Annotated in this window: 12 protein-coding genes; 4 read left to right on the top strand and 8 right to left on the bottom strand. The window is 65.7% G+C overall.

Translation table 11 applies throughout. The features are described 5' to 3' along the window. Positions 1 to 197: 197 nt before the first annotated feature. From PTE31013_RS13535 to dps, 6 genes are all read right to left on the bottom strand, one after another. Complete coding sequence (locus PTE31013_RS13535) at positions 198 to 671, bottom strand: hypothetical protein (protein ID WP_150613302.1); 474 nt, start codon at positions 669 to 671, stop codon at positions 198 to 200. A gap of 481 nt (positions 672 to 1152) precedes the next feature. Next, entirely contained in the window at positions 1153 to 2004 is an 852-nt protein-coding gene (locus tag PTE31013_RS13530; RefSeq protein WP_246174445.1) for a sulfite exporter TauE/SafE family protein, read from the bottom strand. Positions 2005 to 2271: 267 nt separating this feature from the next. Beyond that, positions 2272 to 3606: a CaiB/BaiF CoA transferase family protein gene (locus tag PTE31013_RS13525; protein ID WP_174978558.1), complete on the bottom strand. Its 1335-nt coding sequence runs from the start codon at positions 3604 to 3606 to the stop codon at positions 2272 to 2274. 248 nt (positions 3607 to 3854) lie between these two features. Beyond that, entirely contained in the window at positions 3855 to 4832 is a 978-nt protein-coding gene (gene corA / locus PTE31013_RS13520) for a magnesium/cobalt transporter CorA (RefSeq protein ID WP_150613300.1), read from the bottom strand. Between the two features lie 80 nt (positions 4833 to 4912). After that, complete coding sequence (locus PTE31013_RS13515; RefSeq protein ID WP_150613299.1) at positions 4913 to 7618, bottom strand: bifunctional acetate--CoA ligase family protein/GNAT family N-acetyltransferase; 2706 nt, start codon at positions 7616 to 7618, stop codon at positions 4913 to 4915. Between the two features lie 143 nt (positions 7619 to 7761). Further along, positions 7762 to 8247, bottom strand: a complete 486-nt coding sequence (dps, locus tag PTE31013_RS13510; RefSeq protein ID WP_150613298.1) for a DNA starvation/stationary phase protection protein Dps — start codon at positions 8245 to 8247, stop codon at positions 7762 to 7764. Positions 8248 to 8972: 725 nt separating this feature from the next. On the opposite strand from dps, the gene PTE31013_RS13505 reads away from it, so the two are divergent. Genes PTE31013_RS13505 through PTE31013_RS13490 form a run of 4 tightly spaced genes read left to right on the top strand, consistent with a single transcriptional unit; the run spans position 8973 to position 13859 of the window. After that, positions 8973 to 9500 (top strand): Csu type fimbrial protein, encoded by a 528-nt coding sequence (locus tag PTE31013_RS13505; protein ID WP_150613297.1) that lies wholly within the window; start codon positions 8973 to 8975, stop codon positions 9498 to 9500. A gap of 33 nt (positions 9501 to 9533) precedes the next feature. Beyond that, positions 9534 to 10283, top strand: coding sequence for a fimbrial biogenesis chaperone (locus tag PTE31013_RS13500; protein ID WP_174978557.1), 750 nt, complete (start codon positions 9534 to 9536; stop codon positions 10281 to 10283). Continuing rightward, positions 10270 to 12885: a fimbria/pilus outer membrane usher protein gene (locus PTE31013_RS13495; RefSeq protein WP_174978556.1), complete on the top strand. Its 2616-nt coding sequence runs from the start codon at positions 10270 to 10272 to the stop codon at positions 12883 to 12885. Before PTE31013_RS13500 ends, PTE31013_RS13495 begins: the two co-directional genes overlap by 14 nt. Further along, the gene (locus PTE31013_RS13490) at positions 12882 to 13859 is read left to right on the top strand and encodes a Csu type fimbrial protein (RefSeq protein WP_150613294.1); all 978 of its coding nucleotides are present in this window, start codon (positions 12882 to 12884) and stop codon (positions 13857 to 13859) included. Before PTE31013_RS13495 ends, PTE31013_RS13490 begins: the two co-directional genes overlap by 4 nt. 32 nt (positions 13860 to 13891) lie before the next feature. On the opposite strand, the gene astA is transcribed toward PTE31013_RS13490, so the two are convergent. Then, on the bottom strand, positions 13892 to 14974 hold the full coding sequence (astA, locus tag PTE31013_RS13485; RefSeq protein ID WP_425495565.1) for an arginine N-succinyltransferase: 1083 nt from the start codon (positions 14972 to 14974) through the stop codon (positions 13892 to 13894). A gap of 176 nt (positions 14975 to 15150) precedes the next feature. Next, on the bottom strand, positions 15151 to 16392 hold the full coding sequence (locus tag PTE31013_RS13480; RefSeq protein ID WP_150613292.1) for an aspartate aminotransferase family protein: 1242 nt from the start codon (positions 16390 to 16392) through the stop codon (positions 15151 to 15153). Between the last annotated feature and the right edge of the window lie 26 nt (positions 16393 to 16418).

Here is a 16418-nt window from a genome sequence, read left to right as displayed (position 1 = left end):
TTTAAAAGAAGTCAGCCGTGGGCGCACGCGATCCTTCGCCGTGTCTACGCGTCATGGCTTCCCAAAAGAGGAATGTGGGTCGAGCCGACACACTCGTTGGTCACGAAGGCGTGACCGCTTTACTACTGGCGACATTGGCAGGCCCCAACCGGACGGCGCGTCGCCCTCTTTGGTTCGGCGTGCCGCCAACGTCATCGCTATCCGGCCACGCCAGCCGCGCCCGCGCCCTCGACCGTCGTCCAGGCAGAGCACGTCTTGTGGCCCGCCAGGCGCGCCGTGCCGGCGCCGATGACGGGCTTGACACAGTACCGAAGGCGCACGCCACGCAAGCCCGTCGACGGCATCATCTCGCGCGCCCGAGCGACAACGCGAATGCGCGTCGGCCCGGACGCCGCTTCCCACTGATGGACGCTCTGGGTTTCAGGCCAATCCGCCATCCACCGATACGTCCCGCTCACAACCCGGCCCACTTGTGGCGTGCCACTCATCGCCACGGCGGCGGCCACCGGCCGCATACGCGCTTCGACCTCACGCGACACCGCAACCGGTTGCGCCTGCACCGCACCCAACGCGCTCGCTGTCGATGCCGGGTATTCACTGCATCCCGCGAGCCACACCATCACAAGCGTGCCGCCCAGTCGTGCCAGCGTGGCGATGTTCAGGTGCCCCATGGCGTGCCTGGCAAACCCAAACCAACAGCGAAGTGAGGGGGATGCCGGAGCGTTAACGTGTGTCGTGGTCATCGATGCAAAGCCAATCGACCCGCCGCGTGACACTTCAACGTCACGCGTCGTTTGGCGACCAGCAGAAATATAGGATAAATCTACAAAATCCGACCGCTTTGGCGCTGCTTATAGGAAATATCCTAGTCCAAATTAGGTGGATGACTGACTGCGGTGCACGCGGCACACGCGATTTGCGGAACTTCGATGCGGGGATGGCTCGGATTACGTACCCCTCACGCAGATGCCACGTCCCAATGGACAACCCGGTGCCGGAAAAATTCATTCGGCGCACGACCGACACGCCAACCACAGTCGGTTCGCGGCGTGGTACGAGGACGCAAGTGACGTCGCGAGTCACTCGCAAAGCGTAGCGAATTTTGAGAGATCTGCGCGGGCGGCCAGAGGGCCCGCGCACGATTGGCGTATGTCAGGCCCCGAAGGCCTTGGCGAACATGCCCAGCGCGACGGCAGCCATCAACGCGGAGAAGATTTGCTGCAGCCTTGACGCCTCGATGTGCGGCGTGAGTATGCGTCCGAGCAACATGCCGACGATGCCGCCCGCCACAAACATCCACCCCTGGGCTCCCGGATGCATGCCGTTCCACCATGCGTTGGCGACCGTGCCGGCGGAGATCAGCGCGATAACGAAGAGCGACGTGGCCACGACACCGTGCACCGTGATATCGGTGAAGCGCCGCAACGCAGGGACGATCACGAACCCGCCGCCGACCCCCAGCAGTCCCGACGCAAACCCCGACACCGCGCCGATGACGCCGAGCGTGCCTGCGACGCGCCGCGTCCAGTGCAACCGCCCCGTCGCCGGATCCAGACGACATGGTGGACTCGGCGCGTCGCCGGTCAATGTCGTGTCACCGGCAGCTTTGCCAGTGTTGACAGCGCCACCACGCGATGCGCGATACATGCGTGCCGCCACGACCATCATGGCGATGGCGAAGAGTCCGACCAGCCAGCGCTCCGGCAGACGGTGCGCCATCCACGTGCCGAGCGGTGCCACGGCGACCCCGATCCCGGCCATCAACATCGCCGCGCGGTAGCGCACCAGGCCGGCGCGCAAGCCATGCACACTGCCGACCGCAGCGCTCGCCCCGACGGCGAGCAGCGCCACCGGCCCCGCTTGCGGCACGCCCCATCCAAGCCCGAACACCAGCGCGGGCACCGCAAAGATCCCACCGCCCGCACCGGTCAAACCCAGCACGAGGCCGACCGCAGCCCCCAGCAAAGCAGCCATCGGCGAAACACTCGAGAGTTCTGGGAACATGGACGGAAATCCGGCAAGAAGCGACTTGGCAGCGCAAATCACTATTAGTCATATGCTTATGACTGTGGATTATATAGATTCCGCCAGCAACAGAATAGTCCCAACCGGTGGGGAACCGAGGGGCCCAGGCACGCAAGAAGGCGTTGCGAAGACACGGGCGCTGAGCGCCCCAGTCTTTGGCGTCAGCCTTGCCGGACAAGGCGGGCGACGCCCTTCAGACGTCGCCGCACCATGTGGTAGCAAGTCGCAGGCACGGTAGGAAGGGTATCAACCTTGCCGTGGTGTAGCACGCTGGGCAACCGGCCCATCCGCGGCCTCGAGTTCGGCAAGGATATCGCCCGTATGCGCGCCGGGCGCAGGCGGATCCTGGTGCGTGACCGGGCGTTGTCCATTGATTCGGACAGGCGAAACGATGGTGTGTGTCGTCTCGCCACTGGGCAACACCATCGAACGCACCCACCCCATATGCGCCACTTGTGGGTCCGCCAGGACACGCGAATAGGTGCTGATCGCCGTGCATGGCACCCCCACGGCCACTAGCCGGGCAAGCCAGACGCTGCGATCCTCGAGCACGAAAACCGCCTCCAGCACGTCGCGCAGCGCGGCTTGATGACGCGCTCGCTCACGCGCACTGGCGAATCGAGAGTCGTCGAGCAGGTCAACGCGATGCATCAGCGCGCAGATCGCTCGCCAATGCGCTTGTCCATCGAGATCCATGCCGAAATAACCGTCTCTGGCCCGAAACGTCGGCCATGGCGCCGACGGCCCGCCAAAGCGCGCCGCATCGTCGCCATCATTCGCGTTGCTCTGGGCCTCTGATAACGACAACGATTTGCTGTGCGCCGTGGACGCCATTGCGCCGTGCCGGTACGGTCCCGCACCGGCAGCGTCCAAGGTGGCCGCCGACACGCTGCCCGTCACTTCGTGAGACATCGCGCCAGGCACCAGCCCGGCGCGATGCGCGGCTTGCGCGCCTGCATCGCCAGCGTGCAACGCAGCGATGGCAAGCGTCGCCCCGAGCATCGGCACGTCGATATGAACACCGCGCCCTTGCTGTTTGGCGGCGACCAACGCCGACGAGACGGAGAATGCCGCATAGAGCCCTGCGGCCAGATCGGCCACCGGCAAGTCGCGTGGCGGCTCCAGCCCGCCGGGCGACGCCCCAAGCATGCCCCGCAACGCGTCGAGCGCCGGCACGCCGGGCTGTGACGCCGCCCGCGGGCCGTCCTGGCCGAATGCCGAAATCGACGCATAGACCAAGTGCGGTTGTACGGCCGACAACGCGTCGTATCCGAGCCCGGCACGCGCTAGCGCACCCGACGGCAAACATTCGATGACAACGTCCGCCCCACGCACCAGCGTATGGGCGAGGCTGCGACCTTCCAGCGTGAGCAAGTCGAGCGTGACGGAGCGCTTGTTGCGCCGCAGGCCCGCGTGCGCCATCGCACTGAGCGGACGCGGGCTATCGTTGGAAATGTCGTCGACCGGATCGTCGATCAAGATGACGTCCGCGCCCATGTCGGCCAACAACAAGCCGCAGTAGGCAGCCGCCGCGCCTCGACTGAATTCGATGACGCGGATCCCCGAGAGTGGTGCATTCAATATCTGACCCCTATTTGCCTGGTGTTTCTTGTAGTTCTCAACCCTTGGCAACCGTCTGGTGCGGTGTTCACGCATTCTAGAGCAATTACTCGATACCCGGCACGGCAGATAAGCGGCCTCGGGTAAGCCCCGTTGTCGCCCGGCAACAGGGCTGCCGAAGGGCGCATCGCGACACGCGCCTGACATGGACGCCGTGTGGCGTGGCGGGCCGGAACCGCCTTCTCACCGACCGCTCGCCGCCCCGTCATTCACAGCCAGCCGGCCTTCCGGAATCTGACGAACAGCAGCACATCGATGCCGATCATCACGGCGATGCACAACGGATAGCCGTACTGGAACTTCAGCTCGGGGATATCGGAGAAGTTCATGCCGTAGATTCCGGCGATCATCGTCGGCACGGCAAAGAGCGCCGCGAATGAGCCCAGACGCTTGGTCGTCTCATTCTCGGAGAGCGAGATCATGCCGAGATTGACCGACAGCGCGGTCGTGACCATTTCGCGCAACAGATCGATGTTCTTCGTGATGCGCTGAAGATGGTCGAAAACGTCGCGGAAATACTCCTGCATGCCACCGCATAGCTTGGGCGCCATCGCCCCGAACAACTTGCTGACGGCCTCCATCAGCGGCACGCATGCGTGTTGCAGCGTAATGAGCCGGCGCTTGAGCTGATACAGGTCTTCGATAATTGCGCGACCCTTCGCGGGGGCATTCGGCGTGAATATCTGCTCCTCGATCGCTTCGAGTTGCGCCTCGAGATCGTTGAGCATCGGGAAGTAGCTATCGACGATGGCGTCCATGAGCGCGTAGAGCACAAAGATGGAACCCTGACGCAACAGATTCGGCTCCTTCTCCGCGCGGGCCCGCACGGCGCCGAGCCCCTGCGTGGCGTTCGAGCGCACCGAAAGCACGTAGTTGTGCCCGGCGAAGATCGCCACTTCGCCAATCGAATAATCGCCGTCGGCGTCTTTGTTCAGCGCGTGCAGCACGGCGAACAGCGAGTCACCGTACTGCTCGATCTTCGGACGCTGGTGACCGTGCTGCGCGTCTTCGACGGCGAGGTCGTGCAATCCGAACTCGTGCTGCATATGCGCCAGTTCGCCGGGACCGGGGTCCTTGAGGGCGACCCAGACAAAGCAGCGCGGGCGCTGGAGGTAGTCCGATATTTCATCAGGATGCAGATCGGCAATCTTGCGGCCATCCTCGTAGGCCACGCAATTCACTAGCATTCGTCTTCCTGGTCAAGGCGACTGCCCTGCCCCCTCCAGGGCGCGCGCCTCGGACACTGCGGGCGGGCGGGCCTCGAGCGTCACGCCCCGCGGGTGTCCTGCGCCTGCGCCGTGTGTTGCAGCGGCAGCCGGATATGAAGGACGCCCGCCTCCATCTCCTTGTCCTCGACAAAGCCGAGATGACGGGCGAGAGTCAGCATACGCGCATTTGCCGTGAGCACATAGCCAATCAGCTCTCCGGTGCCGCGCTTGCGGCTGTACTCGACGATGTGCTCCATGAGCGCGCGCCCGAGTCCGCGCCCTTGGGCCTGCGGGCTTACCGTCACGGAGAACTCGGCGACCGTGTTGTCCGGATCGGCCAGCGCCTGCACCACGCCGAGCAGGCGCGTGTTGCCCGCTTCGTCCTTTTCCGTGACGACGAACGTCATCGCACGGTCGTAGTCGATCTGGGTGACACGCGCCATCTGGGAGTGCGACAGTTCCTTGATCAGGCCGAAGTAGCGGAACTGCACGTCCTGTGGCGTGAGCGTGTGGAAGAAGGCCTTGTAGGCAGGCTCGTCCTCCGGCCGGATCGGACGCACCCGCACCGGCTTGCCCCCTGCATCGACGGTGCTCTCCAGTTCTTGCGGATACGGGCGGATCGCCAGACGCCCTTGCCCCGGCAACGCGGGCGGGCGCGCCACGATACGGGCGTCGAGCGCGAGCACGCCGTGCGCATCGGCGAACAACGGATTGATGTCGAGCTCGGCGATCTCGGGCACGTCGCACACGAGTTGCGAGAGTTTCACGAGCGTGAGATAGATGGCTTCGTGATCGGCGGGAGGCCGGTTGCGATAGCCGGCAAGCAGCTTCGACACGCGCGCGCGCGCCACCATGTCGCGCGCGAGATTGAGATTCAGCGGCGGCAGGCCTATCGTGCGATCGGCGATCACTTCGACCGCCGTACCGCCCTGCCCGAACAGCAGCACGGGTCCGAACACGTTGTCCGTCGCCACGCCGACGATCAACTCGAACGCTTCGGCCCCATTGACCATGCGTTGCACGGAATAGCCCGTCACGCGCGCCTGCGGCTGGGCGGCGAGCGCGCGCCTGCGAATCTGGCACGCCGCCTCGCGTGCCTGCTCGGCCGTCTCGATATTGAGCACCACGCCGCCAACGTCCGACTTGTGCGTGATATCCGGTGAAATCAGTTTGACGGCGACCGGGAAGCCGATCCCCTGCGCGATTTCGCCCGCCTGCTCCGGGGTCTCGGCAACAAGCGTCTCCACCACCGGAATGCCGTACGCCGCCAACACGCCCTTCGATTCGGGCTCGGAGAGCAACACCCGGCCCTCGCCCATGGCGCGCTCGACAATCGCGCGCACGCGGGCCACGTCGGGTGCAAAGCCAGGCGGGATCGATGGCGGCGTTTCCATCAGCAGCGATTGGTTGCGGCGATAGTTGACGGCTTCGAGAAACGCGCGGGCGGCATTCTCCGGTGTATCGTAGGTCGGCCATCCGGCCTCACGGCAAATACGACGCGCCCGCTCGGCGGTATCGCCGCCCAGCCAGCACGTAAACACATTCTTCGACGGCTTCGGCAGCGCGGCAAGGCCGTTCGCCACCTCCAGGCTCGGCATGACCGCCGTGGGCGCCTGGATAAACAGCACGGCCGCCGTGTCGGGGTCTTCGCACAAGGCTTCGAGGGTGGCCGTATAGCGTGCCAGATCGGCGTCGCCGCCGATGTCCACCGGATTGACGCGGCCAAGCGTTGCCGGCAGCACGGCGTCGAGGGCGGCACGCGTCTTGTCGGTCAGGTGCGCGAGCTTGCCGCCATTGAGCACGAGTGAATCCGTCGCCATCACGCCGGCGCCACCACCGTTGGTCATGATCGACAGCTTGTCGCCGTAGAACGGACGCAGGCGTGCCAGCGTCTCCACTGCGGCAAACAGATCGTCGGTCGTGTCCACGCGCAACATGCCCGCACGACGGATCGCCGCGTCGTACACATCGTCGGAGCCCGCCAGGGCGCCCGTGTGCGAGGCCGCCGCCTGCGCCCCCTCCGGCACGCGCCCCGACTTGATGACGACCACCGGCTTGTTACGGGCCGCAGCACGCGCGGCGGACATGAACTTGCGCGCGTGCTGAACCGATTCCATGTACATCAGGATGGCGTCCGTGCCGGGATCGCTCGCGAGGTAGTCGAGCATGTCGCCGAAATCCACGTCCGCACTGTCACCCAGCGAGACGAAGTGCGAGAAACCAATCTCGCGCGCATCGGCCCAGTCGAGCACGGCCGTGGTGAGCGCGCCCGATTGCGACACGAAGGCAAGCTTGCCGGCGCGCGCGCCCATGTGGGCGAAGCTGGCGTTGAGTCCGATCCCCGGACTGAGCAGTCCGATGCAATTCGGCCCAAGGATGCGCAGCACGTGCGGCTTTGCGTTCTTGAGCATGCGCTCCTGCAGCGTCACGCCGTGGCGATCGCGTTCGTGGGCGAGCCCCGACGTGAGCACCACGACGGCACGCGTGCCACGATCGCCGAGTTCGCGGATCAGATCGGGCACCGTCGCTGGCGGCGTGCAGATCACGGCCAGATCGGGGGTCTGCGGCAAATCGCCGACCGCGCGATAGCATTTCAGATGCGCGAGCGTCGAGTACTTCGGATTGACCGGGTAGATGTCGCCCTTGAAGCCGCCCTCGATAAGGTTTTGCAGGACCGTCGTGCCCACGCGCCGCTCACGCAGGGACGCGCCGATCACGGCGACCGACGTCGGCGCAAACATCTGACTCAGATTACGGGTGGTCATGGAGACTCCAGGGGATCGGAAGGCAGGCACGCGAACACGCACCCCGGGCATCGCCGGGGCGAGCGCTCGTCGTCATTTCGCAGGCAGTCGGACTCGCGGCACCGCCAGCGAGCCCCCGGGACGGGCGCCCGCCAGCATCAACCTCAATCGCCGCGCAAGTGCGCTTCGACCTTCCAGAGGTGGTCGTCAACGCCACGCGAGATTTCCGTGAAGACATCCGACGTCGTGGGATCTCCGATCTCGGCGGAAGCGTTGATCAGGTCGCGAATGATCTCGCCGTAGGCAGCCAGCGCTTCGGCCAGTGCGGCCGCGTGATCGAGACCACGTTTGAACTCGTTCTTGTAGACGGGCAGTTCGGTCTTCTCGGCGACGGTCTGCGCACGGCCGTCGGCCACACCGCCGAGGGCCACCAGGCGCTCCGCGCAAAGGTCGGCCCATTCGATGGAAGCGTTGTACACATCGTCGAACAGCAAATGCAGCTCGATGAAGCCCGGGCCATGCACGTTCCAGTGCGCCTGCTTGGCCTGACGCTGCATGTCGATGCCGTTGACCAGTCCGCGACTTAGCTGGTTGACCGACTCGATACGAATCTTCTCACCGAGGGTGTTACGCGTATGATTCAGAGCCATTTCACACTCCTGACGTCTGGCAGCCCGGGGGCTGCCGGGAAAAGCGTCGGCATCGGGGTGTCGCAGACCACCCCATGCGGACGAAGAGAACCGCGCAAGACCCGGAACCGCAGCGAAAGCACCACCACTGAGGTCCCGAGAGGGATTGCGACGCGCCGGCATGACGCCGCGCAGCGGGAAACCCGCCATCACCCGCCCGCACACCCGGAGGATGACCCACGACCCGATGGCATATATCACACCGTCTGCGTGGCGGGGGGCGATGCCTGGCACCAAGTCATTCTAGAGACTGCTTCGTTTCGAGATCAAGTGAAATATGCGCGTCTACGCGCGCCATCCACACACGCTTTGATTGACATCATTGCGCCGCAATTTTCGCGTCGCTTTCTCACGCGCCCCGAGGGAATTTGGCCTCGTCAACCTTGCAGCATCCGGTCATTCATGGGAGGAGACTTCCGCGATGGGGTTCCCCTGACGATGCCGCCATGCGCACTGCGTCACATCAAGACATGCGCTTTGCGCGTACTCGAACGAAACCCAACGGGCGGCACCCCGCCATCGACGATGGGATGATTCTGAAAGCACCTAGCCCAGGTCCATTTCAGGCAAATGCTTTCATAGACTACGTAAAAAGCGGCTACGAAAGACGTTAGCGCCTGCGCGACTTACGTAGTCCCAGAGTCTCACTCCCGCAACCTCACGTAGGACTCCAAAGGAGAAGAACGATGAATCGATCGCTAGTGTCTCTGGCCTTTACCGGGATCGTCTACCTGCTGGCGCATGGCGCACCGGCACGCGCCGCCGTCTATACCAACGGGTCGGCGACGGCGCAAATGCGGGTGCAGTTGACGATACTTCCCGGGTGCACCATTGCCGCCACGCCAATGACGTTCAACGCGGTGCAGGGATCGGCGACCGGTCCGATGGCGAGTACGTCGTCGCTGACCGTGTCCTGCACGGCGACGACGGGGTACAACATTGGCCTGAACGCCGGCACCGTGCCGAACTCGACAGAGACGGATCGTCTGCTCGCCGGGGCCCTCTCCGGCAATACCGCCACGATTCCGTTTGGGCTCTACCAGGACGCCGGCTACGCCACGCCGTGGGGCAACACGCAGGGCGCCAACACCCTGAGCGACTCGGGCACCGGTGCGGTCAAGGTGCATACCGTCTACGGACAAGCCATGCTCTCGGCCACCATGCCGGCACCGGACGTCTATTCGTCGACGGTCACCGCCACCGTGTACTTCTGAGTCTCGGGATCGATCATGCGCCCAAGAAGCCCCATGTGCACCGTCGTTCATCGTCCCACGGCCTACGCCTGCGGCGGTGCGTTCGTTGCGCTGTTGACGCTTTGTGTGACCGACGGCAACGGTGCCACGCTGCAAGTCTCGCCGGTCATCGTCAACCTCCTGCCCACGCAGCCCGCTACCACGCTCACGCTGGGCAACTCCGGTGACGTGCCGATTCACGGCCAGTTGCGCCTGTTCGCCTGGACGCAACGCGACGGTGACAACGTGCTCACGCCGACCGAGGCACTCGTCGCCAGCCCGCCGATCCTGCGCATCGAACCGGGTGAGCGGCAGATTGTGCGGCTAGTGCGTGTGGCACAGGCACCGGCGCCGCACGAGCAAAGCTATCGGCTGCTCGTCGACGAACTGCCCTCGGACGGTGCCGCGCCGGCCGAGGGCATCTCGATCCGCCTGCGGTACTCCCTGCCGGTGTTCGTGCAGGCGAGCCACGCGCGCGCACCGTCGCTGCATTTCGACGTGCAAATCGCGAAGGGGATCCTGGAAGTGCGCAACGACGGCGAGCGGCATGCGCAACTTGGTGCCACGCGCGTGCTGGACGCCTCCGGGCGCAGCGTCCAGTTGACGCGCGGACTGCTCGGCTACGTCCTCGCCGGGCAGACGCGCAAGTTTGCCGTACGCTGGCCCGCCGGCGTCCCGCCCGTCACGCCGTTCACTGTCGAGTCACGCGTCGACGCGGTACCGATGCGCTTTGTCGCCGATGCAGCGTCGGATGGCGAACGCTAGCCGTGCCCGCCTGCGCCGCGCCGCCGTCTTGGCCGCTGCTCGGCCTCGCCACGCACCAACGTCCGCAACGCAGGGTTGGGTAGGCGCCACGTCCGGGGCGGTGGCGACCGCGCTCGCCACGTCGATGGCGCTTGGTGCGGCCGCGTTCGGCAAGGCAAACGACGCCTACGCGTCCTCTGTCGCGACGGTGACGGAGGATGGACACATCGCAGCGCCAACGCGGGACGCGCCAGGCGCCCCTCGGTTCGACAACACCGCACTGCCCGGCTCGGCCGCGCCCTCCCCGCCACGCACGGGTGGCGTTTCCCGGCTTGACGGTCCTTATGTGCTGGAAGTCGTCGTCAACGGCAAGTCGACCGGCCAGATCGCGCCTTTCGTGCGCAGGAAAGGCCGATGGTTCGTGCGTGCCGGCGATCTGCGCTCGCTCGGCCTGACCTCGCGCCAACTGCCGCAGCGCGACGCGACCGAGGTCGCCCTCGACGCGCTCGACGCTGTGCGTGCGACGTACGACGCCGCGCACCAGACACTCGCCTTGCAGGTCGGCGATGCGTGGCTGACACCTTACGCGCTCGGCAGTCCGCCGCCCGCCGTCGTGGCCGCGACGTCAGGCACCGGCGTGCTGATCAACTACGACGGCTACGTGCAACGCGACCCGTTCACGCGGGCGTCCGTCTGGAGCGAAATCCGCGGCTTCTGGCCGGGCGGCACGTTGCGCCAGACGGGGCTCGTGGAGCACTCCGCCTGGCGGCGCGGGTATCGTCGCTACGACACGTGGTGGCAACACGACGACCCGGCTCGACTGACGACGTGGGTGGCAGGCGATCTCATTACCGGCTCCCTCGCGTGGACGCGCTCGCTGCGCATTGCCGGCTTGCAATGGCGCCGCAACTTCAGCTTGCGCCCGGACCTGGTGACGTTCCCGATACCGACGTTGCGCGGCAGCGCCGTGGTGCCTTCGTCGGTCGATGTGTACCTTGACGGCGTGCATCGCATGAGCGCGCGTGTGCCGCCCGGGCCGTTCGTCATTCAGGAGGCCCCCGGTCTCACCGGCGATCTGCAGGCGAGTGTCGTGACGCGCGACGCACTCGGGCGCGAGCAGGTCTCCACCGTCCCGCTTTATATCGACCCTCGACGGCTGGCGCGCGGCCTGTCGAGTTTCTCGGTGGAAGCCGGCCTGCCGCGCGACGATTACGGGGTTCGCTCATTCTCGTATCAACGCCACCCCGTGGCGTCGGTGACCGCGCGCTACGGTGCGACCGACGCTGTCACGGTGGAAGCGCAGGCGCAAGCGGGACGCCGACTCGCACTCGGTGGCGCGGGCGCCCTGATGGCACTCGGCCAGACCGGTGTCGTCAGCGCGTCAGCCGCCATCTCGGGCGGCCGGGGCACCGGCACGCAGTGGAGCGCGGGATACCAATACCTGTCGCGACGGATGGGTATCGATGTGCAGATGATTCGGACGACGGGACGGTATCGCGACATCGCCTCGCTCGACGGCGTGCCCGCGCCGCGGGCGAGTGACCGCGCGAGTGTCTCCGTACCGCTCGGACGCAGTCGCACGGCCTCGCTGGCCTGGTTTTCGCAGCGCGTGCCGCGCCAGCCGGCCACGCGCGTATTGTCGGCCAGCGTCTCACTGCCGGCGGGCGCGCGCGGCATGCTGTCCGTCGGCGGCTTTCGCGACTTCGCACGTCAGCGCGCTCATGGGGTGTTCGCCATGCTGAGCGTATTGCTGGGCGGCGGCGCGCTGGGCAGTGCGTCGTTCAACCAGCAGGACGGGCAGACGCAGGCATGGGTCGGCGCCAGCCGCGCCCCGGACTACAGCGGCGGTTGGGGCTGGCAAGTCCTTGGCGGACGTGCCTTCTCACAACGCACCGTGCAAGGCGAACTGCAGTATCTCGGGCGACATGGGCAGATCTCGGCCCTGGTGCAACAGGTGGGGCGTCGGACAGGAACAGCCCTCGGTATGACCGGCGCACTGATCTTCATGGACAACAGCGTGCATGCCACTCGGCGCGCGTACGACGCCTTCGCCCTCGTGAGCGCCGACCGGCAGGCTGACGTGCCGGTGCTGCGCGAGTCGGTGCCGATCGGCCGCACCGATGCGCGCGGCTACTATCTCGTGCCGGATCTGAATGGCTTCGAAGCCTCGCGCATCGGCATCGATCCCATGCAGCTTCCGGTCGACATGGAAATTCTGTGGACCGAGCGCCGCATTGCGCCCCAGGCGGGCAGTGGCGTATTGGTGCATTTCCCCGTGCGGCGCTACCGTGCGGCACTCGTCACCCTTGTGGACGCCGCTGGGAAGCCGCTTCGCGCAGGGACGACGGTGCGGCATGTGCAGAGCGGCGTCATGACCCTGGTCGGCTATGACGGGGAGGTCTTTGTCGATGCCCTTGGGCCGAGCAATACGCTCGAGTCACGCGACGCCGGCCAGCGCTGCCGCGTCTCGTTCGACTGGGCCGCGTCCGTCGAAGGCCGCATTGCCCGCGTCGGTCCGTTGACGTGCGTCGCATTCGGCACCCTCGCCGGCGAGCGCCCCGATGCCGTCGCGCCCTTGCCATCGCCGTCCCCCGCCCCTTGGGCACAGGAGGATCCGTCATGACACGCGTCCGGCGGGCGCCGTCGACGGGATGGCACCCTGCGGGCGCCGCTGCACTCGCGCTATTGTGTGGGAGCGCGCAGGCGCAGACATGTTCCGTCGGCGCACCGACGCTCGCGTTCACCGCCTTCAGCCCGATCTCCGGCGCCGCCCTGTCGGCGACGGGCACAATCCCGGTCTCATGCACATGGCCCCTGCTCGGCGGCAGTCCCAACGTCAAGGTGTGCCTCGCGCTGAACGCGAGCCAGCCGCTCACACTCACGCATGCCGGAAACGCCATCAATTTCGGACTCTTCATCGACCCGTCGTTCGCCAACGCGTGGGGAAGCGGCCCGAGTCAGGTGATCGCTGTCTCGATGACCCGCAACATCGTGGGCGGGACGGTCACGCAGAACGTCAATTTCTACGGAAGAATCGCCGCAGGGCAGACGACGGTGCCGACATCCGGCAGCAGCAACACCGTGTACACACGCGCGTTTACATCGGCGGACACGCGTCTGCAATACGCCCCGTACGCCGCCCTGTCGCCCGCCCCAGACTGCGGCAGTGCGATGACCGCCGTGCCGGGCATCCCGTTCTCCACGAATGTGAGCGTCATCAACAACTGCACGATCGCCGCCACGAACATCACGTTCGCCACGCAATCGGCGCTGGACCGTCCGGTGACCGGTGCGGGCCAGCTTACCGTGCAATGCACGCAGAACGACGCATATCGCATCAGCTTGTCCGGTGGACAACTGGGCACGGTCACCTCCCGCTACATGACCAGCCAGAGCGCGTCCAACATCGGCTATCAACTGTATCTGGACAGTGGCTACGCCACAATCTGGGGAGATGGATCATCGGGCACGTCGCCGCTGACCGGTATCGGCACTGGGCTTGTCCAGTTCATTCCGATCTATGCGCGCGTGCCATCGCAGTCGACACCGCCCCCCGGCGTGTACACGGACACGGTGACGGCGACGATCCAGTTCTAATGCTGTCGCGTCGTAGCGCGTTCGGCCAACGCTCAGATCGCTTCGGCACGCGGCGGCTTGAGCGGCAGCACCTGGATGCGGTCGCCCTGTTTGACGCCAAGCGCCTGCGCCACGCCCTGACTGACGGCGAACGCACGTCGCTCTGGACGGCCCGTGACGAGCGTGGCGCGAAAGCCTTCCAGCCCAAGACACGCCACGAGATAGGGCTCCGCGTTGGCGACGGCGGGCGCCGGGCTGCCGTCCTCGTCCGGCGTTGCAGCGATGTTCACGCTGAGATAACGACTGTCGCGCGCAGCACGCAAGTCAGCGACGCGCGCCTCGAGCACCGGTCCGCTATCGAAGATGTCGACATGCGCGCCGGAGCGCATGCCCTCCTGTTCCAGCAAACGGCGGGCCGGAAGCGTATCGCGATGCGTCACGCCGATGGCGGCCTGCGCTTGCGCGGAGAGAAAGTCGACATAGATGGGGTACTTCGGCATCAGTTCGGCCACGAATGACTTCTTGCCTATGGAGGTCAGGTAATCCGCCTGGTCGAAATCGATCTTGAAGAAGTGCTGTCCGAGCGACTGCCAGAACGGGCTCTGCCCGCTGTCGTCGAAAAAGCCGCGCAACTCGGCGCACACGTGCGGACCGAAACGCTCCGGGAACTGCGCCATGAACAGGAAACGTGCCTTCGAGAGCAATGCGCCGTTGCCATGCCCGCGCCACGCCGGATCCAGCAGCAGCGAGCATAGTTCGCTATAGCCGGTGAGGTCGTTCGAGAGCGAAAGCGTCAACATCCGCGACCAGACGTTCAACTCGCGGCTCGCATGCACGATCGTATCCTTGCGATACGTATAAAACGGTTGCTCCAGCCCGACCGCGGCTTCCAGCCCGCACACGCCCGCAATCTCGCCGGTGGCAACATCTTCCATCACGAACAGGTACCCTTGTTCTGCCGTGGGGGCGTGCCCCTCCACCGTGGCTGCCACCCGGGCCAGACGCGCATCGAGCGCCGCCCGATCGGGTTTGAACGACGTCATGCCGGGGCCAGCCAGCCCCGCCAACTTCAACAGCGCGGGCAGATCGCTGCGACGCGCCAGCCGCACGACGCGCAGCGACGTCGACGGCGCCATGTCGGGCAAGTCCGCCACATCTGTGTCTGCAGCCGCGCGCGCGGGCGTCGCCATTTTCGATTGACGGGTCATGGGCACATCCGGCGAAGTGGGTGAAACAAGGGCCGGAGCGACGTCATCCGTCGGTCCGGCCCGAAGTCCTGCACACGGTCAGGTCCTGATGTCGGCCGGCGCGATCAGGCCGCCTTCGCCGTTGCCGCCACCGCCGCGACCGCCTTCTCGAGCGAGGCGAGACCGGCATCGATATCGGCGAACGGAATGTTCAGCGACGGCGCGAAGCGCACCACGTCGCCACCCGCCACGAGCACCATCAGACCGTGCTTTTCGGATTCCGCCACGATGTCCTTCGCACGGCCGGTGAATCCCGGCTTGAGCACCGCACCGATCAGCAGCCCCATGCCGCGCACCTGGTCGAACACGCCATGACGCGCATTGATCGCGTCGATGCCCTTGATGAAATGATCGTGACGCGCCTTCACACCGTTGAGCGTCTCGGCCGTGTTGATCAGTTCCAGCACGCGCCCGGCAATGGCCGTGGCAAGCGGATTACCGCCGTACGTGCAACCATGCGTGCCCGGCGAGAAACTCGCGGCGATCTTGCTCGTGGTGAGCATGCCGCCAATCGGATACCCGTTGCCCAGCGCCTTGGCGGTGGTCAGGATGTCCGGCGTCACGCCATATTGCTCATACGCGTATAGCGTGCCGGTGCGTCCGACCCCGGTCTGCACTTCGTCGAAAATCAGCAAGGTGTCATGCTTGTCGCACAGGGCGCGCAGACCCTTCAGGAATTCCGGATCGGCGGGCAGCACACCGCCCTCGCCCTGCACCGGTTCGACGATGACCGCCGCCGTGGCGTCCGAAATGGTCGCCTCGACGGTCGCCAGGTCGTTGTACGGCAGGTGCATGATGCCGGCCGGAATCGGGCCGAACCCTTCGGTGTATTTCGCCTGACCGCCAACGCTCACGGTGAAGAGCGAACGGCCGTGGAACGAGTTGTAGAACGAAATGATCTCGCTCTTTTCCTTGCCGCCGCGCTCGGCCGCATGATCGTAGGCGTAGCGGCGTGCGAGCTTGAGCGCCGCTTCGTTGGCTTCGAGGCCCGAATTGCAGAAGAACGCCTTGTCGGCAAACGTGGCATCGGTCAGCGCCTTGGCCAGACGCAGCACCGGTTCGTTGGTGTAGCCGTTGCCGATGTGCCAGACCTTGCGGGCCTGCGCCTCGATGACCTTCACCAATTCCGGGTTGGCGTGACCGAGCGCGTTGACCGCGATACCGCCGGTAAAGTCAACATACTCACGGCCCTGCTGGTCCCACATGCGCGAGCCTTCGCCGCGCACGGGCACCATCTGGGCGGGAGCGTAATTGGGCACCATCACGTCGTCGAACGTCTGGCGGGTCACAGCGATTGGCTGGCTCATGACTACCTCGTGAAATCGGAGTGCAA

It is taken from the genome of Pandoraea terrigena (assembly GCF_902459705.1).
GTDB lineage: Bacteria > Pseudomonadota > Gammaproteobacteria > Burkholderiales > Burkholderiaceae > Pandoraea > Pandoraea terrigena.
This window is presented reverse-complemented; position numbering and strand designations above follow the sequence as displayed.

Bases quoted from the DNA above. Each gene is read 5' to 3' on its own strand.
- PTE31013_RS13490 (WP_150613294.1), top strand. From the start codon at position 12,882: ATGACACGCGTCCGGCGGGCGCCGTCGACGGGATGGCACCCTGCGGGC.
- PTE31013_RS13500 (WP_174978557.1), top strand. From the start codon at position 9,534: ATGTGCACCGTCGTTCATCGTCCCACGGCCTACGCCTGCGGCGGTGCG.
- astA (WP_425495565.1), bottom strand. From the start codon at position 14,974: ATGGCGCCGTCGACGTCGCTGCGCGTCGTGCGGCTGGCGCGTCGCAGC.
- PTE31013_RS13480 (WP_150613292.1), bottom strand. From the start codon at position 16,392: ATGAGCCAGCCAATCGCTGTGACCCGCCAGACGTTCGACGACGTGATG.
- PTE31013_RS13530 (WP_246174445.1), bottom strand. From the start codon at position 2,004: ATGTTCCCAGAACTCTCGAGTGTTTCGCCGATGGCTGCTTTGCTGGGG.
- PTE31013_RS13495 (WP_174978556.1), top strand. From the start codon at position 10,270: ATGGCGAACGCTAGCCGTGCCCGCCTGCGCCGCGCCGCCGTCTTGGCC.
- dps (WP_150613298.1), bottom strand. From the start codon at position 8,247: ATGGCTCTGAATCATACGCGTAACACCCTCGGTGAGAAGATTCGTATC.
- PTE31013_RS13535 (WP_150613302.1), bottom strand. From the start codon at position 671: ATGGGGCACCTGAACATCGCCACGCTGGCACGACTGGGCGGCACGCTT.
- PTE31013_RS13515 (WP_150613299.1), bottom strand. From the start codon at position 7,618: ATGACCACCCGTAATCTGAGTCAGATGTTTGCGCCGACGTCGGTCGCC.
- corA (WP_150613300.1), bottom strand. From the start codon at position 4,832: ATGCTAGTGAATTGCGTGGCCTACGAGGATGGCCGCAAGATTGCCGAT.
- PTE31013_RS13505 (WP_150613297.1), top strand. From the start codon at position 8,973: ATGAATCGATCGCTAGTGTCTCTGGCCTTTACCGGGATCGTCTACCTG.